Annotated in this window: 25 protein-coding genes and 3 pseudogenes; 18 read left to right on the top strand and 10 right to left on the bottom strand. The window is 64.9% G+C overall.

Annotated features, from left to right (window positions below):
- Window positions 1-20 precede the first annotated feature (20 nt).
- Together ASD45_RS19035 and ASD45_RS19030 are read right to left on the bottom strand one after the other, a co-directional pair.
- Window positions 21-374 (bottom strand): cupredoxin family copper-binding protein, encoded by a 354-nt coding sequence (locus ASD45_RS19035; protein WP_056913248.1) that lies wholly within the window; start codon window positions 372-374, stop codon window positions 21-23.
- A gap of 9 nt (window positions 375-383) precedes the next feature.
- The gene (locus tag ASD45_RS19030; RefSeq protein ID WP_056913247.1) at window positions 384-1,316 is read right to left on the bottom strand and encodes a metallophosphoesterase; all 933 of its coding nucleotides are present in this window, start codon (window positions 1,314-1,316) and stop codon (window positions 384-386) included.
- Window positions 1,317-1,425: 109 nt separating this feature from the next.
- Between ASD45_RS19030 and obgE the strand changes: the two genes are divergently transcribed.
- The 3 genes from obgE to ASD45_RS19015 all read left to right on the top strand — a co-directional run bounded on the left by obgE (window position 1,426) and on the right by ASD45_RS19015 (window position 4,041).
- Window positions 1,426-2,463 carry a GTPase ObgE gene (obgE, locus tag ASD45_RS19025; RefSeq protein ID WP_056913246.1) on the top strand — a complete coding sequence of 346 codons (1,038 nt, stop codon included), beginning with the start codon at window positions 1,426-1,428 and terminating at the stop codon, window positions 2,461-2,463.
- A 117-nt stretch (window positions 2,464-2,580) separates the two neighbouring features.
- The gene (locus tag ASD45_RS19020) at window positions 2,581-2,910 is read left to right on the top strand and encodes a PAS domain S-box protein (RefSeq protein ID WP_056913245.1); all 330 of its coding nucleotides are present in this window, start codon (window positions 2,581-2,583) and stop codon (window positions 2,908-2,910) included.
- Between the two features lie 18 nt (window positions 2,911-2,928).
- Window positions 2,929-4,041 carry an S-(hydroxymethyl)glutathione dehydrogenase/class III alcohol dehydrogenase gene (locus ASD45_RS19015; protein ID WP_056913244.1) on the top strand — a complete coding sequence of 371 codons (1,113 nt, stop codon included), beginning with the start codon at window positions 2,929-2,931 and terminating at the stop codon, window positions 4,039-4,041.
- On the opposite strand, the gene ASD45_RS23615 is transcribed toward ASD45_RS19015, so the two are convergent.
- Complete coding sequence (locus ASD45_RS23615) at window positions 4,035-4,247, bottom strand: hypothetical protein (protein WP_156380980.1); 213 nt, start codon at window positions 4,245-4,247, stop codon at window positions 4,035-4,037. The two genes, ASD45_RS19015 and ASD45_RS23615, sit on opposite strands and share 7 nt — an antisense overlap.
- A 54-nt stretch (window positions 4,248-4,301) precedes the next feature.
- On the opposite strand from ASD45_RS23615, the gene ASD45_RS19010 reads away from it, so the two are divergent.
- Window positions 4,302-5,579 (top strand): lytic transglycosylase domain-containing protein, encoded by a 1,278-nt coding sequence (locus tag ASD45_RS19010; protein WP_056913243.1) that lies wholly within the window; start codon window positions 4,302-4,304, stop codon window positions 5,577-5,579.
- A gap of 143 nt (window positions 5,580-5,722) precedes the next feature.
- A complete protein-coding gene (locus ASD45_RS19005; RefSeq protein ID WP_056913242.1) occupies window positions 5,723-6,799 on the top strand; it encodes an alpha/beta fold hydrolase in 1,077 nt (358 codons plus the stop codon).
- Between the two features lie 4 nt (window positions 6,800-6,803).
- Here the strand turns inward: ASD45_RS19005 and ASD45_RS24120 are convergent, their stop codons facing one another.
- From ASD45_RS24120 to ASD45_RS24110, 3 genes and pseudogenes are all read right to left on the bottom strand, one after another.
- Window positions 6,804-7,619, bottom strand: a complete 816-nt coding sequence (locus tag ASD45_RS24120) for a BA14K family protein (RefSeq protein WP_244485537.1) — start codon at window positions 7,617-7,619, stop codon at window positions 6,804-6,806.
- A gap of 81 nt (window positions 7,620-7,700) precedes the next feature.
- Window positions 7,701-7,781: pseudogene (locus ASD45_RS24115) on the bottom strand (BA14K family protein); the annotation flags it as partial.
- A 75-nt stretch (window positions 7,782-7,856) separates the two neighbouring features.
- A pseudogene (locus ASD45_RS24110) lies at window positions 7,857-7,952 on the bottom strand (BA14K family protein); the annotation flags it as partial.
- 769 nt (window positions 7,953-8,721) lie between these two features.
- Here ASD45_RS24110 and ASD45_RS18990 point away from each other — a divergent pair.
- The 4 genes from ASD45_RS18990 (at window position 8,722) to proB (ending at window position 13,678) form a co-directional block, all read left to right on the top strand.
- On the top strand, window positions 8,722-9,453 hold the full coding sequence (locus ASD45_RS18990) for a gluconate 2-dehydrogenase subunit 3 family protein (RefSeq protein WP_244485535.1): 732 nt from the start codon (window positions 8,722-8,724) through the stop codon (window positions 9,451-9,453).
- Between the two features lie 16 nt (window positions 9,454-9,469).
- A complete protein-coding gene (locus ASD45_RS18985) occupies window positions 9,470-11,236 on the top strand; it encodes a GMC family oxidoreductase (RefSeq protein WP_056913238.1) in 1,767 nt (588 codons plus the stop codon).
- 8 nt (window positions 11,237-11,244) lie between these two features.
- Window positions 11,245-12,459, top strand: coding sequence for a c-type cytochrome (locus ASD45_RS18980; RefSeq protein ID WP_056913606.1), 1,215 nt, complete (start codon window positions 11,245-11,247; stop codon window positions 12,457-12,459).
- 76 nt (window positions 12,460-12,535) lie between these two features.
- Window positions 12,536-13,678 carry a glutamate 5-kinase gene (gene proB, locus ASD45_RS18975; protein WP_056913237.1) on the top strand — a complete coding sequence of 381 codons (1,143 nt, stop codon included), beginning with the start codon at window positions 12,536-12,538 and terminating at the stop codon, window positions 13,676-13,678.
- 258 nt (window positions 13,679-13,936) lie between these two features.
- Here proB and ASD45_RS18970 read toward each other — a convergent pair whose 3' ends face one another.
- The gene (locus ASD45_RS18970; RefSeq protein WP_156380979.1) at window positions 13,937-14,152 is read right to left on the bottom strand and encodes a hypothetical protein; all 216 of its coding nucleotides are present in this window, start codon (window positions 14,150-14,152) and stop codon (window positions 13,937-13,939) included.
- A gap of 264 nt (window positions 14,153-14,416) precedes the next feature.
- Between ASD45_RS18970 and ASD45_RS18965 the strand changes: the two genes are divergently transcribed.
- The 3 genes and pseudogenes from ASD45_RS18965 to rsfS all read left to right on the top strand — a co-directional run bounded on the left by ASD45_RS18965 (window position 14,417) and on the right by rsfS (window position 17,218).
- Window positions 14,417-15,718: a glutamate-5-semialdehyde dehydrogenase gene (locus ASD45_RS18965; RefSeq protein ID WP_056913235.1), complete on the top strand. Its 1,302-nt coding sequence runs from the start codon at window positions 14,417-14,419 to the stop codon at window positions 15,716-15,718.
- Window positions 15,719-15,794: 76 nt separating this feature from the next.
- Window positions 15,795-16,391 (top strand): annotated as a pseudogene (locus tag ASD45_RS24105) (nicotinate-nucleotide adenylyltransferase); the annotation flags it as partial.
- Between the two features lie 302 nt (window positions 16,392-16,693).
- Window positions 16,694-17,218 carry a ribosome silencing factor gene (gene rsfS, locus ASD45_RS18955; protein WP_244485533.1) on the top strand — a complete coding sequence of 175 codons (525 nt, stop codon included), beginning with the start codon at window positions 16,694-16,696 and terminating at the stop codon, window positions 17,216-17,218.
- 28 nt (window positions 17,219-17,246) lie between these two features.
- Here the strand turns inward: rsfS and ASD45_RS18950 are convergent, their stop codons facing one another.
- Window positions 17,247-17,708, bottom strand: a complete 462-nt coding sequence (locus ASD45_RS18950; RefSeq protein ID WP_056913234.1) for a GNAT family N-acetyltransferase — start codon at window positions 17,706-17,708, stop codon at window positions 17,247-17,249.
- A gap of 123 nt (window positions 17,709-17,831) precedes the next feature.
- Here ASD45_RS18950 and rlmH point away from each other — a divergent pair, with 123 nt between their 5' ends.
- The 6 genes from rlmH to ASD45_RS18920 all read left to right on the top strand — a co-directional run bounded on the left by rlmH (window position 17,832) and on the right by ASD45_RS18920 (window position 24,405).
- Entirely contained in the window at window positions 17,832-18,311 is a 480-nt protein-coding gene (rlmH, locus tag ASD45_RS18945) for a 23S rRNA (pseudouridine(1915)-N(3))-methyltransferase RlmH (RefSeq protein WP_056913233.1), read from the top strand.
- 526 nt (window positions 18,312-18,837) lie between these two features.
- Complete coding sequence (locus tag ASD45_RS18940) at window positions 18,838-20,163, top strand: peptidoglycan DD-metalloendopeptidase family protein (RefSeq protein ID WP_082541030.1); 1,326 nt, start codon at window positions 18,838-18,840, stop codon at window positions 20,161-20,163.
- Window positions 20,160-21,497 carry a S41 family peptidase gene (locus ASD45_RS18935; protein WP_056913232.1) on the top strand — a complete coding sequence of 446 codons (1,338 nt, stop codon included), beginning with the start codon at window positions 20,160-20,162 and terminating at the stop codon, window positions 21,495-21,497. The genes ASD45_RS18940 and ASD45_RS18935 overlap by 4 nt, the downstream gene beginning before the upstream one ends.
- A 169-nt stretch (window positions 21,498-21,666) precedes the next feature.
- Window positions 21,667-22,980, top strand: a complete 1,314-nt coding sequence (locus ASD45_RS18930; protein WP_056913231.1) for a divergent polysaccharide deacetylase family protein — start codon at window positions 21,667-21,669, stop codon at window positions 22,978-22,980.
- Window positions 22,981-23,031: 51 nt separating this feature from the next.
- Window positions 23,032-23,544, top strand: coding sequence for an RNA pyrophosphohydrolase (locus tag ASD45_RS18925; RefSeq protein ID WP_056913230.1), 513 nt, complete (start codon window positions 23,032-23,034; stop codon window positions 23,542-23,544).
- A gap of 105 nt (window positions 23,545-23,649) precedes the next feature.
- On the top strand, window positions 23,650-24,405 hold the full coding sequence (locus ASD45_RS18920) for a tellurite resistance TerB family protein (RefSeq protein WP_056913229.1): 756 nt from the start codon (window positions 23,650-23,652) through the stop codon (window positions 24,403-24,405).
- A gap of 102 nt (window positions 24,406-24,507) precedes the next feature.
- On the opposite strand, the gene ASD45_RS18915 is transcribed toward ASD45_RS18920, so the two are convergent.
- A complete protein-coding gene (locus ASD45_RS18915; protein ID WP_056913228.1) occupies window positions 24,508-24,915 on the bottom strand; it encodes a F0F1 ATP synthase subunit epsilon in 408 nt (135 codons plus the stop codon).
- Between the two features lie 28 nt (window positions 24,916-24,943).
- On the bottom strand, window positions 24,944-26,380 hold the full coding sequence (atpD, locus tag ASD45_RS18910) for a F0F1 ATP synthase subunit beta (RefSeq protein WP_056913227.1): 1,437 nt from the start codon (window positions 26,378-26,380) through the stop codon (window positions 24,944-24,946).
- Window positions 26,381-26,384: the final 4 nt, after the last annotated feature.

Raw genomic sequence — 26,384 nt, 5'->3', positions numbered from 1 at the left:
GTCTGCGAGGGCCTACCCCGTTACTGCGGCGCGGCACTCCCCGTCGTGCCCTCGACCACAATCGAGCCGGTCATATGCGGATGCAAGCCGCAAAAATACTTGAACGCGCCCGGTGTCGTGAATGTGAACGAGAAGGATTGATCGGTATCAAGCGCCCGGGAGCGCAGCCCTTGCGTGCCGGAAGCGATGCTGTGCGGGATGTCGTCATGGTTGATCCAGGTGACTTTGGTCCCAGGCTTCACCGTCACGTTCTGCGGCGTGAAAGCGAAGTTATCGATGGTGACCGTTATTTCTTCGGCCTGGGCCGGCGGCGCCACCCAGAGAATGGAGACGGCGACGCCGACCAGAACGACTGGCAGTTTTATTCTCAACATTGATGACCTTTAGGGCTTGAGCGTCGTATCGACGATCGCGAGACGCTGTTCGTTTTGCTTGAAGGTGATATCGGCGATGCCGAGCAACGTGCGCAATTTGTCGTCGGCGACCTTCATCGGACCCGGCGATGGCGCGGTGCCGGGCGCCGGCTGTGGGAAGGCGGTGGAGCGCGCGGTGTGGAAGGTGACGTTGCCTTCGACCTTCTGCATCACCTGGTGAATGTGGCCGTTGAGCACGGTCACCGAGCCGAAGCGCTTGAGATAGCCGAGCGCCTGTGCGCCATCGTCGGTGCCCCAACCCCATTCCGGGTACACGGTCCACAGCGGGATATGGGCGAACACCACGATCGGCTGCGACGCGGAACGACCCTTGAGGTCGTTCTCCATCCAAGCCAGCTGCTCAGGCCCGAGATAGCCAAGGCCGCCGCCTTTGAGGTCGACGACATTGACCAGGCCTATGAAGTGCACACCGTTGGCGTCGAAGGAGTAATAACCGAAGCCTCTGGTGCCGCGGCCGTAGCGCTCCATATAAAGCTTGCCGCGATCTTCATCGATCAGGTCGTGCTCGCCCGGCACATAGTGCACGTCGAGCCGCGCCTGCGAGATGATCTTCTCGGCATCGTCGAATTCAGACGCTTTCGACAGATGCGAAATGTCGCCGGTATGGATCATGAAAGCCGGCTTGCCCGGGATCGCCCGGGCTCTGGTAATGGCCTCTTCCAGGGTACCCTTGGCATTCGGGTTGGCGGGCTTGTCGAAGCCCATATGGCTGTCGCTGATCTGAAGGAATGTGAACCCCTTTGCCTCCTGGGCCACCGCCTCGTCGATGATGCCGAGCGAGGCCGGTACGCCGCCGGCCACGGTCCAGAGCACCCCGGTTCCTGCCCAGGTCATGCATTCGAGCACTTTGCGGCGGCTCGGGCCGTCATCGTGGGTTGTCATATCGGGTGTCCCGCTTTGGTTGATCTGCGGGACTAGATCGGCGGAGCCGGCTTTTTATTCCCGGAAATCTTTCGCCCCCGGCAGGGCAATCGGATATAGAGACAAGATCATGAAATTCCTCGACGAAGCCAAGGTCTATATCGCGTCCGGCGCCGGCGGTAACGGCTGCATCTCGTTCCGGCGCGAGAAGTTCATCGAGTTCGGCGGCCCCAATGGCGGCGACGGCGGCAAGGGCGGCGACGTCTATATCGAAGCCGTCGACGGCCTCAACACGCTGATCGACTACCGCTACCAGCAGCACTTCAAGGCGCAGCGCGGCGAGAACGGCATGGGCAAGGACCGCCACGGCGCCGGTGGCAAAGACGTCACCCTCAAGGTGCCGGCCGGCACGCAGGTCTACGAGGAAGATGGCGAGACGCTGCTCGCCGATCTGGTCAATGTCGGCGACCGCGTCATGATCGCCAAGGGCGGCAATGGCGGCTTCGGCAATGCCTATTTCAAATCGTCGACCAATCAGGCGCCGCGCCATGCCAACCCTGGCCAGCCGGGCGAAGAACTCACGATCCGCCTGCGGCTGAAACTGATTGCCGACGCCGGCCTCGTCGGCCTGCCCAATGCCGGTAAGTCGACGTTCCTGGCGCGCGTTACCGCCGCCAAGCCGAAGATCGCCGATTATCCGTTCACGACCTTGCATCCGCAGCTTGGCGTCGTCCGCGTCGATGACCGCGAATTCGTGCTCGCCGACCTGCCCGGCCTGATCGAAGGCGCGCATGAAGGCGTCGGCTTAGGGGACCGCTTCCTCGGCCACACCGAGCGCTGCCGCGTGCTGCTGCATCTCGTCGACGGCACGTCGGAAGATGTGGTCGCCGCCTACAAGACCGTGCGCGGCGAACTGGAAGCCTATGGCAACGGCCTCGCGGACAAGCCGGAGATCGTGGCGCTGACCAAGGCCGACGCCATGACGCCGGACGAAATCAAGAAACAGGTCGCCAAATTCAAGAAGGCGACGAAGAAGACTCCGCTCGTCCTGTCCTCGGCGTCGGGCGACGGCGTCACCGAAGTGTTGCGCGAACTGTTCAAGATCGTCGGCAAGGACAGCAAGCCGCAGACCGCGAAGAAGAAAGAACAGGCGGCCTGGCAGCCGTAACGTTTCTGTTATCGCCGCCCGCCCACTTCATCACTTCGACGTCAGACGCTCCTCGGCGCGATTGCGTTATCACTCCGCTCCGCTTTAATCCGCCGTCGCTGGCGACGGAGCAAAGCTATGGATCAACATGCGATCATCATCGCCGATCATGACGGCGTCATTCGGTTGTGGAGCGAAGGTGCGGAGCGCCTGACCGGCCATTCCGCCGTTTATGCCGTCGGACAGAAGCTCGATCTTATCGTGCCGGAAGAGTTGCGCGCTCAGCACTGGGCCGGCTTCGGCAAGGTGATGGGCGGCGGTCCGTTCGGCGGCGCCGGGCAGTTTTTCGACCTGCCGGTGCGCTGCAGGGACGGCGCAACGAAGACGTTGCGCGGACAGCTTCACGTGCTACGAAATGAGGCAAGCCACGCCATCGGCGCGATGGCGATATTCTCCGCGCCGCCTTGAAGCGAGAAGGATTGCCGCATGAAAACCCGCGCCGCCGTAGCCTGGAAGGCCGCTTCGCCGCTCACCATCGAGACCATCGACATCGAAGGGCCGAAAGCAGGCGAGGTGCTGGTCGAGGTGAAGGCGACCGGCGTTTGCCACACCGATTATTACACGCTGTCGGGCGCGGACCCGGAAGGCATCTTCCCCGCGATTCTCGGCCATGAAGGCGCGGGCATCGTGCGCGAGGTCGGCGCCGGCGTGACATCGCTGAAGCCGGGCGATCACGTCATCCCGCTTTACACACCGGAATGCCGGCAGTGCAAAACCTGCCTGTCGCAGCGCTCCAATCTGTGCACCGCGATCCGCGGCACACAGGGCAAGGGCCTGATGCCGGACGGCACGTCGCGCTTCCACTGCGATGCCGAGCCGGTGTTCCACTACATGGGCTGCTCGACCTTCGCGAATTTCACCGTGCTGCCGGAAATCGCGCTCGCCAAGGTTCGCGAGGACGCGCCATTCGACAAGATCTGCTACATCGGCTGCGGCGTGACGACCGGCATCGGCGCCGTCATCAACACCGCGAAAGTCTGGCCCGGCGCCAATGTCGCGGTGTTCGGTCTCGGCGGCATCGGCCTGAATGTCGTGCAGGGCGCGCGCATGATCGGCGCCGACAAGATCATCGGCATTGATCTCAATCCCGAGCGCGTCGCCATGGCCAAGAAATTCGGAATGACGCATTTCATCAATCCGGACGAAGTCGGGCGCGACAAGGTGGTGCAGGCCATTGTCGATCTCACCGGCGGCGGCGCCGACTTCTCGTTCGAATGTATCGGCAGCGTCGATGTGATGCGTCAGGCGCTGGAATGCTGCCACCGCGGCTGGGGTGAATCGATCATCATCGGTGTCGCCGGCGCGGGCAAGGAAATCGCGACGCGCCCGTTCCAGCTCGTCACCGGCCGCGTCTGGAAGGGCACGGCGTTCGGCGGCGCCCGCGGCCGCACCGATGTCCCCAAAATCGTCGATTGGTACATGGAAGGTAAAATCAACATCGACGATTTGATCACTCACACCATGCCGCTCGACAAGATCAACGACGCTTTCGACCTGATGCATGAAGGCAAGTCGATCAGAAGCGTCGTTATTTATTGAGAATCCGATGGGACGGCGGGCGGCGCGCCGGCCGCTGCGCCGCCGCCATCGTCAACGCGGATAAACAGTTCCGCCGGAACTGCGGCAAAGACGCGGCACACGCCGCCATATTTCAAACTTGCCGACATCCAACTATCGTCAGGATCACCCCGCATGAAGTCCGGCTTCGGAGGGTATTCCCGTTCTTTCAGAATGAAAGCACGCACCGCGCCACCCCCTGCCAGATCGGGGCGCGGTGAGACGATTGGAGAGAAGCCCACATGCGGCAGCTGTTTCTGCCAGCGTGCATTTGTCTCGTGACGTGGTCAGGCCCGACCAGTTCCGACACTGGCATCACGCTTGAGGAATTTACCAGCAAGCGTCATGTCTTGAGCGAACAGCCGCCGATCAGGCTGGCCTCGCTCGGCACCGCCGAGATCGGCATCACGCATGAAGAGGACGCCAGCGCAATCGCTGCCATTCCGCGCGAGAATTTCTCGCCGCCAAGCAGCGACGAAATCGCCGCGCTGGTGCCGAACCTGCCGGCCGAGTTTCCTGTGCCATCCGGCAAGGTGATCAACAACGGCATTCCCGTCGGCGTTCCGCTGCCGCCGGTGCCGAAGCCGGTGGTCGATCGCTCGGAGGAAGAAGTCTGTCAGGCGCTGGCGCAGGCCGCGCAGCGCAACGACGTCCCCACGCCATTCCTCATTCGCCTCCTGTTCCAGGAAAGCCGGTTCAGGCCCGAAGTGGTCAGCGCCGCCGGCGCGCAAGGCGTCGCCCAGTTCATGCCCGGCACCGCGACCGAGATGGGCGTCGATAATCCTTACGACCCGCTGCAGGCCATTCCGGCATCGGCGCGAATGCTCGGCAACCTCGTCCGCCAGTTCGGCAATCTCGGTCTCGCCGCGGCGGCCTACAATGCCGGGCCGAAGCGCGTCGCCGACTGGCTGGCCGCCAAAGGGAAGACCAAGCTGCCCGACGAGACGCAAGGCTATGTGAAGACCATCACCGGTAACCCGGTTGAGAAATGGAGTGCGGCGACCGCGCGCCATCCGGCGCAGAAGGTGCCGGGAGAAGCGCCGTGCCAGAGCGCCGCCGGTCTGCTCGCGGCCAATGGTCCCGATGCCTTGCCGCTGCCGACGCCATCGCCGTTGCGCGCCACCGTCAAGCTCGCCGACAAGGCTAACGACAAGAGCACCGACGACAAGAAGAACGCCAAGGCCGACCACCAGGCCGACGCGGTGAAGACCGCCGAGGCCAAGCCGGAGAACAAGCCCTCCGACGTTAAACTGGCGGCGATCAAAAAGCCGGGTGCCGCGAAGAAGGCGCTCGACCTCACCATCATCGCGGAAGAGCCACACGCGGCAAGGAAGAATGGCCGCCTCGCGCTCGGCGCCAAGGTCGTTCACCGTTCCGACGCGCGCGCCGAACTGCGGCTCGACGTCAAGCCGGCGGCCAAAGCGGAAGCGAGGGTGGACGGCAAGGCGACCCACAAGTCGCAAGCCAAACCCGAGCCGCGCAAGGATGCGCCGAAGCGCGAGAAGATCGCGCAGCGCTGAGAGCACTGTCCCTCACCTATCGACGGCCCGCTCCCCGGAGCGGGCCGTTTTTCTGCGCGAGCCACCTCCCGGCCCGCATGACGCTGCGCTAGGCTGGCCGAAGCCCGCCTCTAGAGCGCGGCAAACAACTTGGGGAGGAGACCATGAAGCTCGTGAAAGCCGCGGCGGCGTTCGCCATGACTTTTGCCATGACGTTCGCCACCGCGCGGGTATCGGCGGCCGACTATCCCACTCCGCAGCAAGGCGAATGGATCGCCAGGGATTTCAAATTTCACACCGGCGAGGTGATGAAGGAACTGAAGCTGCATTACACCACGATCGGCGATCTGAAGGGCAAGCCGGTCCTGGTGCTGCATGGCACCGGCGGCTCGGCGCAGAGCATGCTGGGCGCGGGCTTTGCCGGCGCGCTGTTCGGGCCCGGTCAGCCGCTCGATGCCACCAAATATTACATCATCATCCCCGACGCGATCGGCGCCGGTCAGTCGTCGAAACCATCGGACGGCCTGCGCGCCAAATTCCCGAAATACAATTACGACGACATGGTCACGGCGCAGCATCTGCTGATCAAGGACGGCCTCGGCATCCAGCATCTGCGTCTCGTCATCGGCAATTCGATGGGGGGCATGCAGACCTGGATGTGGGCGGCCAAATATCCGAGCTACATGGATGCCGCGGTACCCATGGCCTCGCAGCCGACGCCGATGGCGTCGCGCAACTGGATGATGCGGCGCATGTTGCTGGAAGCCATCAAGGCCGATCCGGCTTACAAGAATGGCGACTATACCGAGCAGCCGCCGATGCTTCGGATCGCCAACGTGTTCTTCAGCATCGGCACCAATGGTGGCAGCTTGCGCTATCAGAAGATTGCGGCGACCAACGCCGCGGCCGATGCGTTCGTCGACAAGGCGCTGGCCGCGCCGATGAAGGCCGACGCCAACGACTTCCTCTATCAATGGAGTTCTTCGCAGGACTACGACGTGTCCAAGGATCTCGACAAGATCGAGGCGCAGGTGCTGGTGATCAATTCGGCCGACGACGAGCGCAATCCGCCGGAGACCGGCATCCTCAATCAGGCGATGAAGCGGGTGAAGAACGGCAGGGTTTATCTGATCCCGGCCAGCGCCGACACCGGCGGCCACGGCACCACCGGCGGCATAGCAAGGCTTTACGCCGAGCCGCTCGCCGAACTGCTGGCCACCGCCCCGCAGCGCGGCATGTAGCCCTCTAGCGGTCTTCGTAAATCCAGCGCGGTCCGTAAGCGGGCCGCGCGCCGTCCCGCTGAATCACGACGATACGGCTGCGTTCATAGGGATCGTCGTAACTGACTTCGCCCGGCGATGGCGGCGGCGGCAGGCGCCGCACCGTGCGAACCACTTCGTCGAGGTCATCACCACCACGGCCCACGCTGCCGCGCATCGTGCTCGGCGGCACGCTGGCCTGCCGCGCGCTCTCCGCTGTCATGTCGCACTGCTTCCGGGGGCCCTCGAAAGGCTGATACGTGCAATCCGAAGCGCGGAACGAGCGATACGCGCTGGCGCACGCCTCGATCGCGCAAGCGCCGGCCGGGATCGATGCTCGAACCGCCGACCCGGTGGTGGCCGCAGGTTGAGTGTTGTTTGCTTGACTGTTAGGTGCCGGCTCATTCGTCGCGGCTGGCGGGGCGGGCGTTGCGTTGGCGGCTTGCGCAGGCGCGGGTTGAGGCGTTTTGGCCTCCGGCGCGGGCTTGGTCTCGGGCGCCTTGGCGCCGCCAGCGTCAGTGGCATCGGCCGTCTGAGGCTGGGGCAAATCCTTGCCGGGGGCAGCCGGATAGATCGGCGTCAGGCTCTTGTCGGAGTCGTTCGATGAGGCTTGGGCGGTTGTCTCCCGCGTCGTCTTGCCGATAGGAACCTGGCGCACGGCAGGTCCCGCAGCATTACTATTGTCCGCCTTCGCGGTCTCATGCTTGGCAACCGGCGCACCGGGCGCGGTCAAATAATCGAGGCTGACGGCCGCCGTCACTGCGGTCAGAACGAGCACAAAGAAATAGGCAATGAATGGCATGGCGAGCGCCTCCGTGACCGTCGAAGGCAAACGCGCGGTGCCGTGGCCTTGTTCCGGGAACGAAGGTTCGAAGTTCCGCCGCTATTTCGCACAGAGCCGGCGCGGCCCATCGCTCGGCTGATACGTGCAGTCCGACGCGTTGAACGAGACATAGGCGTCGGTGCAGGCGGCAATGTTGCAGGTCGCTTGCGCCCGCGCCTCCGGCTTCGCCAGGCTTGCTGCAGCAGGCGGAGTGCCCTTGGTGCATAAGCGGCGCGGTCCATCGCTGGGCTGATAGGTGCAATCCGATGCCGTGAAGCTGCGATAGGCCCGCTCGCAGGCGGCGACGTCGCATTTCGGCGGCTCGGCCGCTGCGACAGGCTTCGGCTCCTCAGCGATGATCGGCTGCGGTGCGGGTTCGACCGCTGCCGGGGCCGGTGCCGGGCTCGCAACGGCAACGGCCGTGGCCTCGGCCCGCGCGGTCGTCGCGGCGGTGGCTTTGGTCTCCGGCTTCTTGACGTCGGCCTGCTGTACCGGCGGCGGTGGCGGCGGCTTGGCCACCTGCAACTCATATTTGCTCGGCGCCATAGGCGACATCGGCGCCTGCAGCCAGTCGGCACCGAAAATCACGCTGCCGACCGAAATCAGCAAGACGATGAAGTAGACAAAAAACGACATCGGCGCCCGTCACGAGTCCAACAGCCACATTCTTGCAGCCGAATGTAATATAAGGCCATGAACCGCCACGTTAAATACCCGCGTTCGGCGATGAATCGGCGTCTTTGAGGCAATTTTCGCGAGAATAAGGCTGAATTCTCGACGCGGTCACAGGCAACGGTGAGCACTGCTAACGGCCGAACGCATGCATCATGCCGAAGGCGTGCGCCCTACGATTGCACCACATCGTCACGTGTTGGCGTCACAACCCGGTGAACGTCGCCGCGTTCACGGCGATGCAAAAATTATCCGTCACCGGCAACCCGCAGAAATAGTTTCCGTTCCGATAACCCAACAGAGAATGGCTGCGTTGCGATGACTCGAATTGACGCCACACCGGGCGCCTCCTACAGCGGAACTCCCTCATATTTTAATGCGTGTCATTCAAATGTCGGATTTTCCTCGGTTGGCGTCCACACGACGTCAGTTCCTCACATCCGCCGCCGCATTGTCTTTCGTCACGATCGCCTCGCAGACCTACGCGCAAACGATATCGGGCGCGCTGCCGTGGCATCCTTTTGCCGGCGACCCGCCGCAGCCTTCGCTCGCCGGCTGGTACTTCTTCAAGCCGGAAGAAGCACGCGTCATCGAAGCCATCGTTGACCGGCTGATCCCGGCCGATGATCTGAGCGTTGGCGGCAGGGATGCGGGCTGCGCCGCCTTCATCGACCGCCAGCTTGCCGGGTCCTTCGGCAATTCAAGCCGCCTTTACACCCAAGGCCCGTACGCCAAGGGCACGCCGACGCAGGGCTATCAGGGCGAGGCTACGCCGGCGATGCGCTACCGCGCCGGGCTCGCCGCTATCGACGCCTATCTGCGCAAGAACAAGAACGACCGCGGCTTCGCGCAGCTCAACGCGCAGGAGCAGGACGACTTCCTGAAGACTCTGGAAGCCGGCAAGGTCGATCTCGGCGCCATTGACGGCAAGACCCTGTTCGACCTGTTCCTGCAGAACACCATGGAAGGCTTCTTTGCCGATCCGGTCTATGGCGGCAATCGCGACATGGTGTCGTGGAAGATGATCGGTTTCCCGGGCGCGCGTTACGACTACCGCGACCACATCACCAAACATAATCAGCGCTATCCGCTTGGCCCGGTTTCGATTACCGGCGCTCCGGATTGGTCGCACAAGGGTTGAGCCCAAAGGTCACGACATGGCACGCAAACTCCCGCCCAAGGATGTGGTGATCGTCGGCCTCGGCTGGACCGGCGCCATTCTTGCTCACGAACTCACCGAAACAGGACTCGACGTCGTCGCCATCGAGCGCGGCCCGTGGCGCGACACCGCCACCGATTTCAACATCGGCTACATGCAGGACGAACTGCGCTACGCCGTTCGTCGCGACCTGTTCCTGCAGCCCGCGCAGGAAGCCATGACGATGCGCAACACGACGTCGCAAACGGCGTTGCCGATGCGCGATTACGGCTCGTTCCTCCCCGGCACCGGTGTCGGCGGCGCCGGCGTGCACTGGAACGGCCACACCTGGCGGTTCTGGCAGAGCGACTTCGAAACGAAGAGCCATCTGACTCAGCGTTACGGCGAAGGACGCATCGCCGATCTGCAGGTGCAGGACTGGGGCGTCACCTACGACGAGATGGAAAGCGCCTACGACCGCTTCGAATATCTCTGCGGCATTTCCGGCAAGGCCGGCAATCTCAACGGCAATATCCAGGAGGGCGGCAATCCGTTTGAAAGCGCGCGCAAGCGCGAATATCCGCTGCCGCCGATGCAGATGCCCTACGCGCCTACACTATTTGCCGAAGGCGCGAAGTCGGTCGGTTATCATCCGTTTCCGACCCCCTCTGCCAACCTGTCGAAGTCCTATGTCAATCCGCTCGGCATCGCCATGGGCCAGTGCACGATGTGCGGGTTCTGCGAGCGCTTCGGCTGCGCCAACTACTCGAAGTCGAGCGCCCAGACCACCATCCTGCCGCTGCTGATGCGCAAATCGAACTTCGAGGCGCGCTGCAACAGCGAGGTGCTGCAGGTCAATCTCGATGGCGCCGGCAAGATGGCGAAGGGCGTCACCTATATCGACTCCTCGGGCGTCGAATGGGAACAGCCCGCCGAGATGGTGCTGCTCTGCGCCTACGGCCTGCATAATGCGCGCCTGATGATGCTGTCGAAGATCGGCAAGATCTACGATCCGCAAACCGGCGAAGGCACGGTCGGCCGCAATTACTGCTACCAGACCAATGCCGGCATTCAGCTTTTCTTCGAGGACAAGAACTTCAATCCGTTCATCGCCTCGGGCGCCTGCGGTCAGACGGTGGACGATTTCAACGGCGATGCCTTCGATCACGGATCGCTGGATTTCGTCGGCGGCGCCGGCATCAACTGCATTCCGACCAATGGCCGTCCGATAGGCTTCCGGCCGACGCCGCCGGGCACGCCGCGCTGGGGCAGCGCCTGGAAGAAGGCCACGAAGGACAATTACCTCAGCACGCTCGGCTTCTCCTCGCAGGGCTCGAGCTATGCCGCGCGCGGCAACTATCTCGACCTCGACCCGACCTACAAGGATCGCTTCGGCCGCCCGCTGCTGCGCATGACCTTCGACTTCCCCGACAACGACATCCGCATGTCGCATTGGGTTTCCGATCGCATGGTGGAAATCGCCAAAGCGCTCAAGCCGAAGCAGTATGTCGAGGCGCGCCGGAACAAGTCGTGGAATTCGGTGCCGTACCAGAGCACTCACAACACCGGCGGCGCCATCATGGGCGCCGATCCGAAGACCAGCGCGGTGAACAAGTATCTGCAGAGCTGGGACGTGCCGAACGTGTTCGTCATCGGCGCTTCGGCGTTCCCGCAGAACGCCGGCAAGAACCCGACGGGGACGGTGGGCGCCCTCGCCTTCCATGCCGCCGACGCGATCCGCAACCAGTATCTCCGCAATCCCGGCGCCGCCCTGGTGCAGGCATGAAAGCGATCATGAAGCCGTCACGGATCGTCGCGGCCGTTGCTGCGCTCGTTGTCAGCGCCGGAATCGCCCGCGCCGTCGAACTGCCATTCGATCAGATCAACGCCGGTCGCTATCAGGCCGCGCTCGGCGATTGCGCCGGCTGCCATACCGCGCCGGGCGGCAAACCCTATGCCGGCGGCGTCTCGCTCGAAACGCCGTTCGGCACGCTGGTCGCGCCGAACATAACGCCCGACGGCGCGACCGGCATCGGCACCTGGTCGGAAGCGGATTTCCGCCGCGCGCTGAAGCAAGGCATCGGCCATGGCGGCAAACGGCTTTACCCGGCCATGCCCTACACGGCCTATACCAAGATGACCGACAGCGACGTCGCCGCGCTGTGGGCCTATTTCCGCACCGTGCAGCCGGTCACGAACGAAGTGCAGTCGAACCGGCTGCCGTTCCCGTTCAACATCCGCCTGCTGATGGCCGGATGGAACTGGATCAATTTCACGCCCGGCGACTTCAAGCCCGATCCGAAGAAGACCGATGAGTGGAATCGCGGCGCCTATATCGTCGAGGCCGCCGGCCATTGCAGCGTGTGCCACGCGCCGAAATCCGCGCTCGGCGCCGACAAGGGCGGCCTGACCGGGACTGTCCTGCAGGGCTGGTTCGCGCCGAACATCACCGGGAATCTGCATGAGGGCGTCGGCAGTTGGAGCGCCGAAGAGATCGTGTCTTATCTGAAGACCGGTGTCGGCCGCGGCAGCATCGGCTCCGGCCCGATGCGCGAGGTGATCGAGAACTCGACCTCGAAAATGACCGATGCCGACCTCAAGGCCATTGCCGTTTACCTCAAGGACCTGCCGGCGTCGGACAAGGCGGCGCCCACGCCGGTCGCGACCGACAATCCGGCGATGCAGACCGGCGCCAGGATTTACGCCGTGAACTGCTCCGCCTGCCATAACGGCGACGGCAGCGGCCAGGGCGCGCTCTTCCCGAAGCTCGCCGGCAACAGCGTCGTCCAGCAAGGCGATCCCACGACCCTGATCCATATCGTGTTGGCCGGCAGCCAGGGCGCCGTCACCGCCGCGGCGCCGACCACGCCGGCCATGCCGTCCTTTGCCTGGCGCCTGACCGACCAGCAGGTGGCGGATGTACTGACTTACGTCCGCAACAACTGGGGCAATGCCGCGCCGCCGGTCGCTCCGGATGCCGTCGGCAAGCAGCGCAAGAACGGCTCCTGAGCCACCCCTGTCGGGGTGCATGACGGGATGCGGGGTGGCGTGCTAAGAGCGCGCCATCTCGAACCACCGTCAAGCCATGTCACCTGCTTCGTCGCCCACACCGTCCCTCGCCTCGTTCCGCCGTATCGTCATCAAGGTGGGCTCGTCGCTGCTCGTCGATTCCGCGGCCGGCGAGCTCAAGCGCGCCTGGCTGGCGTCGCTGGTCGACGACATTGCCAATCTGCATGACGGCAAGCGTGACGTGCTGGTGGTGTCGTCCGGCGCCATCGCGCTGGCGCGGGCCACGCTCAAGCTGCCGCGCGGCGCGCTCAAACTCGAGGAAGCGCAGGCCGCCGCCGCGGTCGGCCAGATCGCGCTCGCCCGCTCGTGGTCGGAGACCTTGAGCGCACACCGCATCACCGCCGGCCAGATCCTGCTGACGCTCACCGACACCGAGGAGCGCCGGCGCTATCTCAACGCGCGCGAGACCATCGACAAGTTGCTGGAATGGCGCGCGGTGCCGGTGATCAACGAGAACGACACCGTGGCGACCAGCGAAATCCGCTACGGCGACAACGATCGCCTCGCCGCGCGTGTCGCCACCATGGTCAGCGCCGATCTCTTGGTGCTGCTGTCCGATATCGACGGCCTCTACGACAAGCCGCCGGCGCCCGGCAACGACGCCAAGCTCATTCCGGTGGTGCCGCGCATCACCGCGGAGATCGAGAGCATGGCCGGCGCCTCGGGCTCCGAACTGTCGCGCGGCGGCATGGTCACCAAGATCGAGGCCGGCAAGATCGCCACCACCGCCGGCGTCCACATGGTCATCGCCTCCGGCCGCGTGATGAATCCGCTCAAAGCCATCGCCGATGGCGGGCCGTGCACCTGGTTCCTGACACCGGCCAATCCGGTGACCTCGCGCAAGAAATGGATCGCCGGTTCGCTCGAGCCGCGCGGCGCGTTGCACATCGATGCCGGCGCGGTGCAGGCGCTGCGCACCGGCAAGAGCCTGCTGCCCGCCGGCGTCAAGAAGATCGAAGGCGATTTCGGCCGCGGCGATGCGGTGATCCTGCGCGGCCCCGACGGCGCCGAGGTCGGCCGCGGCCTGGTCGCCTATGATGTCGCCGACGCGGAAAAGATCGTCGGCCGCTCGTCCGCCGATGTGCTCTTGATCCTCGGCTTCACCGGCCGCACCGAAATCGTGCACCGCGACGACCTGGTGATGGGCGGCGGTCTCTAAGAGCCGGAAAAAGAGACCGTTAAGTTTTCTAACAAACTCGTGAGGAAACTCTCGCGCGCTTCGGCCGTTGTTCCGGCACGACGCGCGACGAACACGGCCATCTGGTTACAACTCTGGTGCTGATCTGGCTGCAAGGACGACTGTTGGGTGACGAGCCTTCGACTCCCACCTGAACCCAGCGACCCTACGAGGCGATTGCACGATCGCCCATTAACCCCGGCCCTCGTGGCCGGGGTTTCTGTTTGCGGCGCCGATCGGTCAGTGGCTGCGCGCCCGCTTGATACGCGCGCGCCGGCCGGCCGGGGCCGACTTTTGCGGCAGCGGCCGCTTCGGCAACTTGAGCCGGGTGCCGTCGGGAAATTCGATGAAGCGGCTGAACACCTGCATCTGGCCTTCGTCGCCGGGACGGCCCTCGATCACGAACTTCGTGCCGACCGGAAACCGCGTGGGCAGACGGCTTGAACTGTACGCCATGGCACCCTCCATGCGCGCCGGCCCGGAAACGCTCCAAAAAGCCTTGCGCGGTTGGTTAATCGCACCCTGTCGTACCAATATGTAGCCCCCTTGACGGGTTTCCGGCCGCGCCGGGTTATCCTCGTTATCCCCAGGCGCAGACCGGCTATTCAGGGGGCCGGGGCCATCTCGCCGCGCCGGACTTGACGTGGTAGGAAAGCTTCCCGGCCTCCGGACGGGCCGCGGGGTAGCTGGGTACGGGACAAAACGGCCGGGTTTCTGGTGATGACGGCGCCTTTGAAAGCAATTGACGGGTCTGGCGATGCCGCCAGCCTGGCGAGGACTATGACCGGGATCGGCCGCGACGCGCGCGCCGCTGCCCGGGCGCTGGCGCTCGCGCCGGCCGAGCAGAAGAACCGCGCGCTCGCCGCCATGGCCGCCGCCATTCGCGCCCGCAAGGCCGAGATCCTCGCCGCCAACGCCGCCGATATCGCCGAGGCACGTAACAACGGCATGACCGGTGCGATGCTCGATCGCCTCAAGCTCACCGACAAGAATATCGACGGCATCGCCGACGGCATCGACGTGGTGCGCGACCTGCCCGACCCGGTCGGCGCCGTGATGGAATCCTGGACGCGGCCGAACGGCATGACGATCGAACGCGTGCGCGAGCCGCTCGGCGTTGTCGGTATCATCTACGAGAGCCGCCCGAACGTCACCGCCGACGCCGGCGCGCTGTGCCTCAAGGCCGGCAATGCGGCGATCCTGCGCGGCGGCTCCGACTCGACGCAGTCGAGCCGCGCTATTCACGCCTGCCTGACGCAGGGCCTGCGCGAAGCCAATTTACCCGAGGCGGCGATCCAGTTGGTGCCGACACGCGACCGCGCCGCGGTCGGGCTGATGCTCACCGGCCTCGACAACAATATCGACGTCATCGTGCCGCGCGGCGGCAAGGGCCTCGTCGCCCGCGTCCAGGCGGAGGCGCGCGTGCCCGTGTTCGCGCATCTCGAGGGCGTCAATCACGTCTATGTCGATAAGGCCGCCGATCCGGCGATGGCCAAGGCGATCGTGCTCAATGCCAAGATGCGCCGCACCGGCGTGTGCGGCGCCGCCGAGACCTTGCTGGTCGATCGCGCCGCGGCGTCGACCCTGCTCAAGCCGCTGATCGACATGCTGATCGAGGCCGGCTGCGAGATCCGCGGCGATGCCGCGGTGCAGGCCGCCGACAAACGCGTCAAGGCTGCCAGCGACGACGACTGGAAGACCGAATATCTCGACGCCATCATCACCGCCGGCGTCGTCGACGGCGTCGATGCCGCGATCGATCACATCGAACGCTACGGCTCGCATCACACGGACGCCATCGTCACCGCCGACCAGGCGGCGGCGGACAAGTTCTTGCGCGAAGTTGATTCCGCGATCGTGCTGCACAATGCCTCGACCCAGTTCGCCGACGGCGGCGAGTTCGGTTTCGGCGCCGAGATCGGCATCGCCACCGGCCGTCTGCATGCGCGCGGCCCGGTCGGCGCCGAACAGCTCACGACGTTCAAGTACCGCATCCGCGGCACCGGTCAGACGCGGCCGTGACATCGTGACGTCATCGCCGCCTGCGCAGACCCGCCTGCCGACCATCGAACGGATCATCCCACCGCACGCCCCCCGCATGCGCATCGGCCTGTTCGGCGGCTCGTTCGATCCGCCGCACCGCGCCCATCTCGATGCCTGCCTGCTGGCGATGAAGCGGCTGAAGCTCGATCGCGTCTGGTGGCTGGTGACGCCCGGCAATCCGCTGAAAAACACTAGTCATCTGGCGCCGCTCGCCGAGCGCATGGAGGCGGCGCGCCGCCTCGCCAGTCATCCGCGCATCGATGTCACCGGGCTCGAGGCCGTGATCAACACGCGCTACACCTACGACACCATCGAATGGCTGCGCGCCCGCTGCCCCGGCGTGCAGTTCGTCTGGATCATGGGCGCCGACAATCTTCGTCATTTCCACCGCTGGCAGAAATGGCGCGCCATCGCCGAGCTCATTCCGATCGTCGTCGTCGACCGCCCGGGGCCGAGCCTTTACGCATCGAACAGCACCGCGGCGCAGGCGCTGTGGCGCTTCCGCATTCCCGAAGAGGCGGCGACGTCGCTGCCGGGACGCCGGCCTCCGGTGTGGACCTACCTGCACGGCTTGAAATCGGTGCTGTCCTCGACCGCCCTGCGCGCGTTGCGCGAAAAGCGGAAGACCGAGGAACCGGCGAAGTCCACGACGCCGGCGGCCGACACGGCAAAACAGGCGCCGAAGACCTCGACCCGCAAGGCCACCGGCAAGAAGAAATCGCGCAGCAAAGCGACCACGAAGAAGAAGGCGGCGACGCGCCGCAGCGCCGCTCCCGCCCGCGGCAGCAAGGCACGCAAGGCCAGACCGGCCGCCAAGCGCGGCAAGGTATCCGGCAAGGCTTCCCGCAAAGGCGCGAAATAGCTATCCTGCCGTAAGCGTTATTCATCCGGCTTCAAGTTAGATCGATAACTTGGCAAATCGGGCAAAAGGACCAAGCTCCCCTGGCAAAGACCGTGAAATCCCGAACTGCATCGCGTTCGTCCGCTGGCAAGCGCTCAGGCGCGGCCAAAGGGGGCAGCAAGAAGGCGGCCGCCGCGAAGAAAAACAAGACCAGTTCGTCCGCCGGCAACAAGGTGAGCCCGCGCGCGCTTGCGAAAGCGAGCGTTAAGCCAAGTCCCAAACCGGCGCCCGCGCCGAAGGCCGTCGCCAAGGCGAAACCTCCCGAGAGCAAGTGGCTGAAGATCATTCGTCACAGCCTCGACGACATGAAGGCCGAGGACGTCGTGGTCATTGATCTGTCCGACAAGTCGTCGATCGGCGACACCATGGTGGTGGGGACCGGCCGCTCCAACGTGCATCTGGCCTCGATCGCCGACCGCATCGTCAAGGATCTGAAAGCCGCCGGCATGACCGGCATCGCCGTCGAAGGTTTGCGACAGGGCGACTGGGTGGTGATCGATACCGGCAGCGTGCTGGTGCACATCTTTCGTCCCGAGGTCCGCGCCTTCTACAACATCGAGAAGATGTGGAGCGCGTAACCGTCGGCGCCGGCATCGGCGGCAGGTTTCACAGCTCTTTGCGATAGACGATGAAGCCCGAACGCGCCGCCACCTGATTGTAAAGGCGCATCGCGGTCTGATTGGTTTCATGGGTCTGCCAATAGACCCGACTCGAGCCGCCTTGCCTTGCCTGCTCGTAGACGGCTTCGATCAACGCACGGCCGATGCCCTTGCCGCGGAGCGTCCCGTCGGTGAACAGATCCTGCAGATAGCAGATCGGCCCGAGCAGCGTTGTGCTGCGGTGGAATAGATAATGCACCAATCCCACCAGTCGGCCATCGTACTCGGCAGCCAAGCCACGGACCGGCTCGTAACCGTCGAAGAGTCGCGACCAGGTTGCCTGTGTGATTTCGGCGGGCAGCGCCGTCGGTCCGACGCGGCCGTAGAATTCGTTGTACCCGTTCCACAGCGGCAACCATTGATCGTAATCGGCGCGCACAAGCGGTCGAATGACAGGCGAGATGTTCATCGTGACTCCGGCGTAGACAGGACGGCCAGCCTAGAAGAGCCCAGCGCCCGCAACAAGCGCGGTATCGCCAATCGCTCGCTGCTGCCGGACAAACCGCGGCCAAGCTGATACATTCTTTGCGTCATGCGCATCATCATCGCCGCCATCGGCCGCCTGAAAGGCCCGGAGTCCGAACTCGCCGAGCGTTATCTCAAACGCGCGAACCAGGCCGGCCGTGCGCTCGGCTGGAAAGCGGTCGAGGTCATTGAGATCCGCGAGAGCCGTGCCGACGAAGTGATGAAGCGCATGCTCGAGGAATCGATCGCGCTCGCCAATGTCATTCCGCAAGGCGCCGCGGTGGCGCTGCTCGACGAGAAAGGCGATGCGCTCGGCAGCGAGGCTTTCGCCACAGAACTTGCGACCTGGCGCGGCAACAATGTGCCGGCGGTGGTGTTCATGATCGGCGGCGCCGATGGGCTTGCTGCCAGTCTGCGCGACAAGGCTTCGCTGCGGCTGTCTTTCGGCAAGGCGACCTGGCCGCATCAAATGGTTCGCGTCATGCTGCTCGAACAGCTCTACCGCGCCACGACGATTCTATCCGGGCATCCGTATCACCGGGCATGAGCGTATCTGTCCGGTCGTCCCCTGGATCGGACCCGGCCTGCTGACAGCCCGCGGCGCTCTCTCGGAAAATATACCTTGACGTTGTCTCCTTATAGGACTATATACAATACGTCCTGTTCCGGCCGGGGGCGCTGTCATGAGGCGTCGTTTCAGTGGGAGCAGGGCGCGGTGCCCGCGGGCTTGGCGAATACGCACGCCAGGCGCTCGGGCGGCGCCGGGGCTCCGCCCGCCGGCACTGNCCGAAAGCGCGGCCCGGCGCCGTAACGACACCGCGATGGAGCGCCGCGGGGCGCGGGTTCTCCTGTTCGCCAGGAGAACTACGCACCGCAAGGTGCGATCCAATGGGCGCCTCGCGGCGCTCCATCCCCTCGGCTTTCATGCCGAGGCGAAAGGGGAAGGCAGGCCGCCCCGGGCCTCAAACAACAGGGCCGATGGCGCATGCGCTTCCTCGATTTCGTCCCAAACTCCCGTCACAAGAGCCGCCGAATGACTTGCCGGCAACTCAACCCAGCGTAACGTGGCGACGATGACAGCTCCGCGCCGCGCTTTTGATTCGCACCGCCTGCAGGCAGCCGCGTTCGGCTGCGCCCTGCTCATCGGCGGCGCGGCGCTGGCGCAAACGCCCGCGCCGGCACCGGCCGCGCCAGACAAAACGCAGGTGCTCGACCAGCTCAAGGTTCACGACAAGGAACTGGAAGCGACGCGCAGTCAGCAGCAGCGCTCGAGCGAAGCCGAGGCGGCTCTCAAGCGCGACATCGAACAGATCGGCGCCGACCGGCGCAAGCTGGCGCAGGATCTGATCGATACCGCGGCGCGCGCCCGCGCCAACGAAGCCAAGATCGAGGCGACGCAGCAGCGCCTCGAACCCCTCGACGCCAAGGAAATGACGATCCGCCATTCGATCGACAGCCGCCGCGCCGTCATCGGCGAAGTTCTGGCGGCCTTGCAGCGGATCGGCCGCCGGCCGCCGCCGGCGCTGATCGCCAGCCCCGAGGATGCCCTGATTGCCGTGCGCACCGCCATGGTGCTGGGCGCGGTGCTGCCCGACATGCGCACCAAGGTCGATGCGCTCGCCGCCGACCTCACCGAGTTGCTCAACGTCCGCAAATCGATCGTCGCGGAACGCGACCGGCTGAAACAGGACATCGCCGCGCTCGACACCGAGCGCGCCCGCATGTCGGCCCTGGTCGAGGAGCGGCAGAAGCAGCAGGCGGAACGCGAGCAGGCGCTGGCTGCCGAGCAGGCCAAGGCCGCCGAACTGGCGCGGCAAGCCGGCGATCTCAAAGATTTGATTGCCAGGCTCGAGCAGGCGCTCGATCCGGCGGTCCGCGAGGCCCGCGAGGCCGGCCGCTCCGACAAGCGGCCTGCACTCTCCGCCTACCGCGATCCGGGCCGGCTGGGCCCGGCGGCGGCGTTCGCATCGCTGCGCGGCCGGGTGCCGATGCCGGTGAATGGCGTGAAATTGCGCAATTTTGGCGCTCCCGACGGTAGCGGGGGAACGGAGAAGGGGCTGACCGTGGCGACCCGGGCCGGCGCCCAGGTGACCGCCCCCGCCGACGGCTGGGTGGTCTATGCCGGCCCCTTCCGCTCCTATGGTCAACTATTGATCCTTAATGTTGGCGGCGGATATCATGTCTTGCTCGCCGGAATGGATCGGATATCAGTTGATCTCGGGCAGTTTGTGCTGGCGGGGGAACCCGTTGCGACCATGGGAACCGGCTCTCATATTGCCGCAATTCTGGCGTCAGGCTCCAGCCAACCGGTGCTTTATATCGAGTTCAGAAAAGACGGGACTCCCGTTGATCCAGGCCCATGGTGGGTAGCTGGCGAAGGCGAAAAGGTTCGCGGATGATGCGCAAGACTTCCCTGATTCTTCTTGGTGCAGCGGCCGGCGCGGCCTTGACGGTGATCGCGGTGCAGCCGCGGGCGATCTTTCTGGGATCGAGCGCCAAGGCAGCGGTCGCGGATACGTACAAGCAACTCAACCTGTTCGGCGATGTTTTCGAGCGCGTGCGCGCCGACTACGTCGAGAAGCCGGATGATCAGAAGCTGATCGAAACCGCGATCAACGGCATGCTCGCCGGCCTCGATCCGCATTCGAGCTACATGGACGCCAAGAGCTTCCGCGACATGCAGGTGCAGACCCGCGGCGAGTTCGGCGGTCTCGGCATCGAAGTGACGATGGAAGACGGCCTCATCAAGGTCGTGTCGCCGATCGACGACACCCCCGCCTCGAAGGCCGGCGTGCTCGCCAACGATCTCATCACCAAGCTCGATGACGACCAGGTGCAGGGCCTGACCCTCAACCAGGCGGTCGAGAAGATGCGCGGCCCGGTCAACACCAAGATCCGCCTGACGATCATGCGCAAGGGCTCCGACAAGCCGGTCGAGCTGACCCTGACGCGCGACGTCATCCGCGTTCGCGCGGTCAAGTCGAAGGTCGACGGTGACGACATCGGCTACATCCGCATGACGCAGTTCAACGAGCAGACCACCGACGGCCTGAAGAAGGCGCTCACCGAGATCAAGGCCAAGGTCGCCGACGACAAGCTCAAGGGCTACATCCTCGACCTGCGCAACAACCCGGGCGGCCTGCTCGATCAGGCGATCTCGGTGTCGGACGCCTTCCTCGACAAGGGCGAGATCGTCTCGACGCGCGGCCGCAACGCCGAAGAAACCCAGCGCTTCAACGCGCGCTCGGGCGACCTCACCGACCACAAGCCGGTGATCGTGCTGATCAACGGCGGCTCGGCTTCGGCGTCGGAAATCGTCGCCGGCGCGCTGCAGGACCACAAGCGCGTCACCGTCGTCGGTACGCGTTCGTTCGGCAAGGGCTCGGTGCAGACCATCATCCCGCTCGGTTCGGGTAACGGCGCGCTGCGGCTGACCACGGCGCGCTACTACACGCCGTCAGGCCGCTCGATCCAGGCCAAGGGCATCACCCCGGATATCGAAGTGATGCAGGACGTGCCGGACGATCTCAAGAACCGCGCTGACTCGAAGGGCGAAGCTTCGCTCCGCGGCCACCTCACCGGCGACCCCGGCAAGGAGCAGACCGGTTCGCAGGCTTACGTGCCGCCGGACGAGAAGGACGACAAGGCGCTGCACATGGCGGAAGACCTGCTGCGCGGCACCGTGAAGAACTCGGCGTTCCCGCCGAGCCAGAAGTCGGCAGTTCCGAACTAAGAAACAGCGCACTATCGGATACCCTCGGGGCGGCCTTCGGGCCGCCCCTTTCGTTTGCGGCCCGTCGTTTGCGCCCGGTTAAGGATTGACCGAATCGGCGCGTGATAGACTGCGCCGATGATTCGCCAGGGCCTGTCGAAATACGGTCCGCCTGCCGGGGATTTCGGCCTTGCAACCGGATGATCTGAATACCCCGCTAGGCCAGACCAAACCCAAGAGCCGGCTGCCGAAGCTGCCCGTCGCCGCCCCGCAGATTCTGGCCGGGCTGCTGGCGCTGAGCGGTCTGGTCGTGGTCGGCTGGGCGATGGTCGGCAACAACCCGCTCGGCGGCGAGCCGATGGCCGTGGTCGCCACCAAATCGGCCGGAGCCGGTGGTGATGACGCGCAGAGCGACGGCCGCGAGCATGCCCGCCGTGACGGCCCCAAGGGCCAGGCGGCCAATGCCGGCGCGGTGGCCACGAAAATCCCGGACGGTGCCAAGACCGTCAACATCATCGACGGCTCGAGCGGCAAGACCAAGGAAGTCGTCATTCCCGGCACCGGCAACGACGCCGGGCAAGCAACGGCCAAGGCGGCCGATCAGACGCCGGCCGATCAGACGCCAGCCAATGCGGGAACGCGCGAGCAGAAGCCCGCATTCGCGCCCGAGCAGAAGCCGGCCGAGATCAAGCTGCCGGTCGAGAACGATCCGTCGAAACTCCTGGAAAAAACACGCTACGGCAACATCCCGAAGATCGGACCCGATGGCGGCAAGGCGCTCGCCGTCTATGCCCAGGTCAAGGCGCTGCCAATCAACCTGAAGGACCGCCCGCGTATCGCCATCGTGCTCAGCGGCGTCGGCATCAGCGCTTCGGGCACCGCCGACGCCTTCACGCTGCCGCCGTCGGTGACCTTCGCGGTCGCGCCTTACGCTGTCGACGTCGCCAAGCTCGCCGACCGCGCGCGCGACGAAGGCCATGAACTGCTGCTGCAGACGCCAATGGAGCCGTTCGATTACCCGAACAACGATCCGGGTCCGCAGACGCTGCTCACCTCGCTGACGCCGGAGCAGAACATCGACCGCCTGCATTGGCTGATGAGCCGCATGCAGGGTTATGTCGGCCTGATCAGCTATATGGGCGCGCGCTTTCTCGCCACCGAGCCGGCCATGTCGCCGGTGGTCAATGAAGCGGCCAAGCGCGGCCTGTTGTTCGTGGACGGCGGCGCGTCGAACCGCAGCGTCGCCGGCTCGCTCGCCGCCGCCAAGAGCATGCCCTACGCCAAGGCCGATATCATTATCGACACGGTGCCGACGCCGGTCGAGATCGAGCGCGCGCTGGCCCGGCTCGAGATCATCGCCCGCGAAAGCGGCTCGGCGATCGGCATCGCCACGGCGCAACCCGGCGCCGTCAACCGCATTGCCGAGTGGATGAAGAAGGTCGAAAGCCGCGGCTTCGTGCTGGTGCCGGTCACCCTGGCCATGGCGAAGACGAAGCAGTCCTGACATCCGTCCGGGCGGCTTGCGGCGGCAGCCGGCAGGCGTCATATAGCCGGAATGTCCGACACCGCGCTGCCTTACGAGTCCCTCCCCTACCGCCCCTGCGCCGGCATCATGCTGCTCAACCGAGCCGGCCTCGTCTTTGTCGGGCGCCGCAAGGGCGGCCCCGAACATGTCGACGCCACCCATGTCTGGCAAATGCCGCAGGGCGGCATCGACGAGGGCGAGGATGCGTATCAGGGCGCGCTCCGCGAACTCTACGAAGAAACAAACGTCACGTCGGTCGAGAAGCTTGGCGAGATCGCCGACTGGATTGCCTACGACATTCCGCGCGACATCGCCGGCGAGGCCTGGCAGGGCCGTTATCGCGGCCAGAAACAGAAGTGGTTCGCGCTGCGCTTTGTCGGCAACGACCGCGAGATCGACGTCGTTCATCCCGCCGGCGGCGCTCACAAGCCGGAATTCATAGACTGGCGCTGGGTGGAAATGAAGGCATTGCCGGATCTGGTGGTGCCGTTCAAACGCTCGATCTACGAGCAGGTGGTCAGCGCGTTCGCGCAATATGCGTGACGCGTTCAAAGCGTCGCAGGACATTCCGCCGCACGCCATTCACCTTTCGAGCGCCCACATCGTTTCCTAACTCGTTGGATCGGATCAAAACGAGGGATGAGAACGATGTTCGACGCCAAAAGTCTGCTTGATCAGTTCATCGGCGGCCAGAACCCGCAGGGCAACCGGGGCAACGCGTTCCGCGGCGCCGGCGGCCGCGATCTCCTGCAACAGGCCGGCAATGTCCTGAGCGGCTTCGGCGGCGGCGCACTGACCGGCGGTCTCGCCGGGCTGCTGCTCGGCTCGAAAGGCGGCCGCAAGCTCGCCGGCAATGCGCTGACTTACGGTGGCATGGCGGTCGCCGGCGCGCTCGCCTATCGCGCCTATCAGAATTATCAGGCGGGCAAAGATCCGAGATCGGCCACCACGTCCGCCGCCGCGGCACAGACGTCCCTGCTGCCGCCGCCCGCGGACACGCCATTCAATCCGGCGCACGAGGCGGACCAGCAATCGCTCGGCCGCAATTTGCTGCGAGCGATGATCGCCGCGGCCAAAGCCGACGGTCACATCGATGCGGCGGAGCAGGCCAATATCTTCGCGCAGATGGATAAGCTCAATGTAAGCGCGGAAGACAAGATCTTCGTCATGGACGAATTGCGCAAGCCTCTCGATGTCGACGCGGTGGCGCGCACCGCGCGCACGCCGGAGGAGGCCGCGGAGATCTATACGGTATCGCTGCTGGCAATCGACGTCGATAATCCGTCCGAGCGCGCCTACTTGGCGCTGCTCGCGGCGCGGCTGAAACTCGACGACAGACTGGTCGCGCATCTGCACAGCACCGTCGACGGCGCCATGGAGCCGGTGAAGCAGACGGTCGCCTAACCTTGCTTTTCCCTCGCGCCGCAAAGCGCGGGAGCAAGTGGCGAAACAAAAACGCCGCCGGATTTCTCCGGCGGCGTTTGAATTTCGATTGCCGGCCGATGCCTAGTGCATCGCCGTGCCGGTCAGATGCCGATCGACCTGCTTGAAGTGATCGAGCCGGGTGATCAGCTTGTCGAGCGCGGAGCCCTGCTCCATCTTGGCCGCTTCCTGCTCCATCTCGGCGATGCGGGCCGCAATCGCGGCGCGATCGATGTCCTTCACCGCGTCGGCGGTGTCGGCCAGGATGGTCAGGCCCTTGTCCGAGACTTCGGCGAAGCCGCCGAGCACGACGATCTTCTGCTCACCGCCGGCGGCATGCACCGTGAGGATGCCGGGGCGCAGCGTCGTCACCAGCGGCGCGTGCCCTTCGAGCACGCCGAAGTCACCTTCGGCGCCGGGCACGTCCACCTGATCGACTTCGCCGGAAAAGACCAGCTTTTCAGGCGACACGAGTTCGAAATGCAGGGCCATCGGCTGTTCTTACCTTGAGCGTAATAGCTTAAGCGGCTTCGGCGGCGAGCTTCTTGCTCTTCTCGACGGCTTCTTCGATGTTGCCGACCATGTAGAACGCCGCTTCCGGCAGATGGTCGTACTTGCCTTCGACCAGGCCCTTGAAGCCCTTGATGGTGTCGGCGAGGTCGACGAGCTTGCCCGGCGAGCCGGTGAACACTTCGGCGACGAAGAACGGCTGCGACAGGAAGCGCTCGATCTTGCGGGCGCGCGACACCGTCAGCTTGTCCTCTTCCGACAGTTCGTCCATGCCGAGAATGGCGATGATGTCCTGAAGCGCCTTGTAGCGCTGCAGCACCTGCTGGACGCTACGCGCAACGGCGTAGTGCTCTTCACCGACGACCAGCGGCGACAGCATGCGCGACGTCGAGTCGAGCGGGTCCACCGCCGGATAGATGCCCTTGGCGGCGATGTCGCGCGACAGCACGGTGGTCGCGTCCAAATGCGCGAACGAAGTCGCCGGCGCCGGGTCGGTCAAGTCGTCGGCCGGCACGTAAATCGCCTGCACCGAAGTGATCGAGCCCTTGGTGGTGGTGGTGATGCGTTCCTGCAGCGCGCCCATGTCGGTCGCCAGCGTCGGCTGATAACCCACCGCCGAAGGAATACGGCCGAGCAGCGCCGACACTTCCGAACCGGCTTGCGTGAAGCGGAAGATGTTGTCGACGAAGAACAGCACGTCCTGGCCCTGATCGCGGAAGTATTCCGACAGGGTCAGACCGGTCAGGCCGACGCGGGCGCGGGCGCCCGGCGGCTCGTTCATCTGACCGAACACCAGCGCGCACTTCGAGCCTTCGCCGCCGCCCTTCTTGTTGACGCCGGATTCGATGAACTCGTGATAGAGGTCGTTGCCTTCGCGGGTACGCTCACCGACGCCGGCGAATACCGAATAACCGCCGTGCGCCCTGGCGACGTTGTTGATGAGTTCCTGAATGAGCACGGTCTTGCCGACGCCGGCGCCGCCGAACAGGCCGATCTTGCCGCCCTTGGCGTAAGGCGCGAGCAGGTCGACGACCTTGATGCCGGTGACGAGAATCTGCGCTTCGGTCGATTGCTCGGTGTACTTCGGCGCTTCGGCGTGGATCGGACGCGTCTCGTCGGATTTCACCGGACCGGCTTCGTCGATCGGCTCGCCGATGACATTGATGATGCGGCCGAGAAGACCGGGGCCGACCGGCACCGCGATCGGCAGACCGGTGTCGGTCACCTGCTGGCCGCGCACCAGACCTTCGGTGACGTCCATGGCGATGGTGCGCACGGTCGATTCACCGAGATGCTGCGCCACTTCGAGCACCAGGCGGTTGCCGCCGTTGTTGGTTTCGAGCGCGTTCAAGATCGCCGGCAGATTGCCTTCGAACTGCACGTCAACGACGGCGCCGATGACCTGCGTGATCTTGCCCGTTTTGTTGGAACCAGCCTGAGTCGCCATGTTC

It is taken from the genome of Pseudolabrys sp. Root1462, from assembly GCF_001426945.1.
GTDB lineage: Bacteria > Pseudomonadota > Alphaproteobacteria > Rhizobiales > Xanthobacteraceae > Pseudolabrys.
The sequence above is the reverse complement of the archived record's forward strand: the minus strand, read 5'-3'. Positions and strand labels throughout refer to the sequence as shown.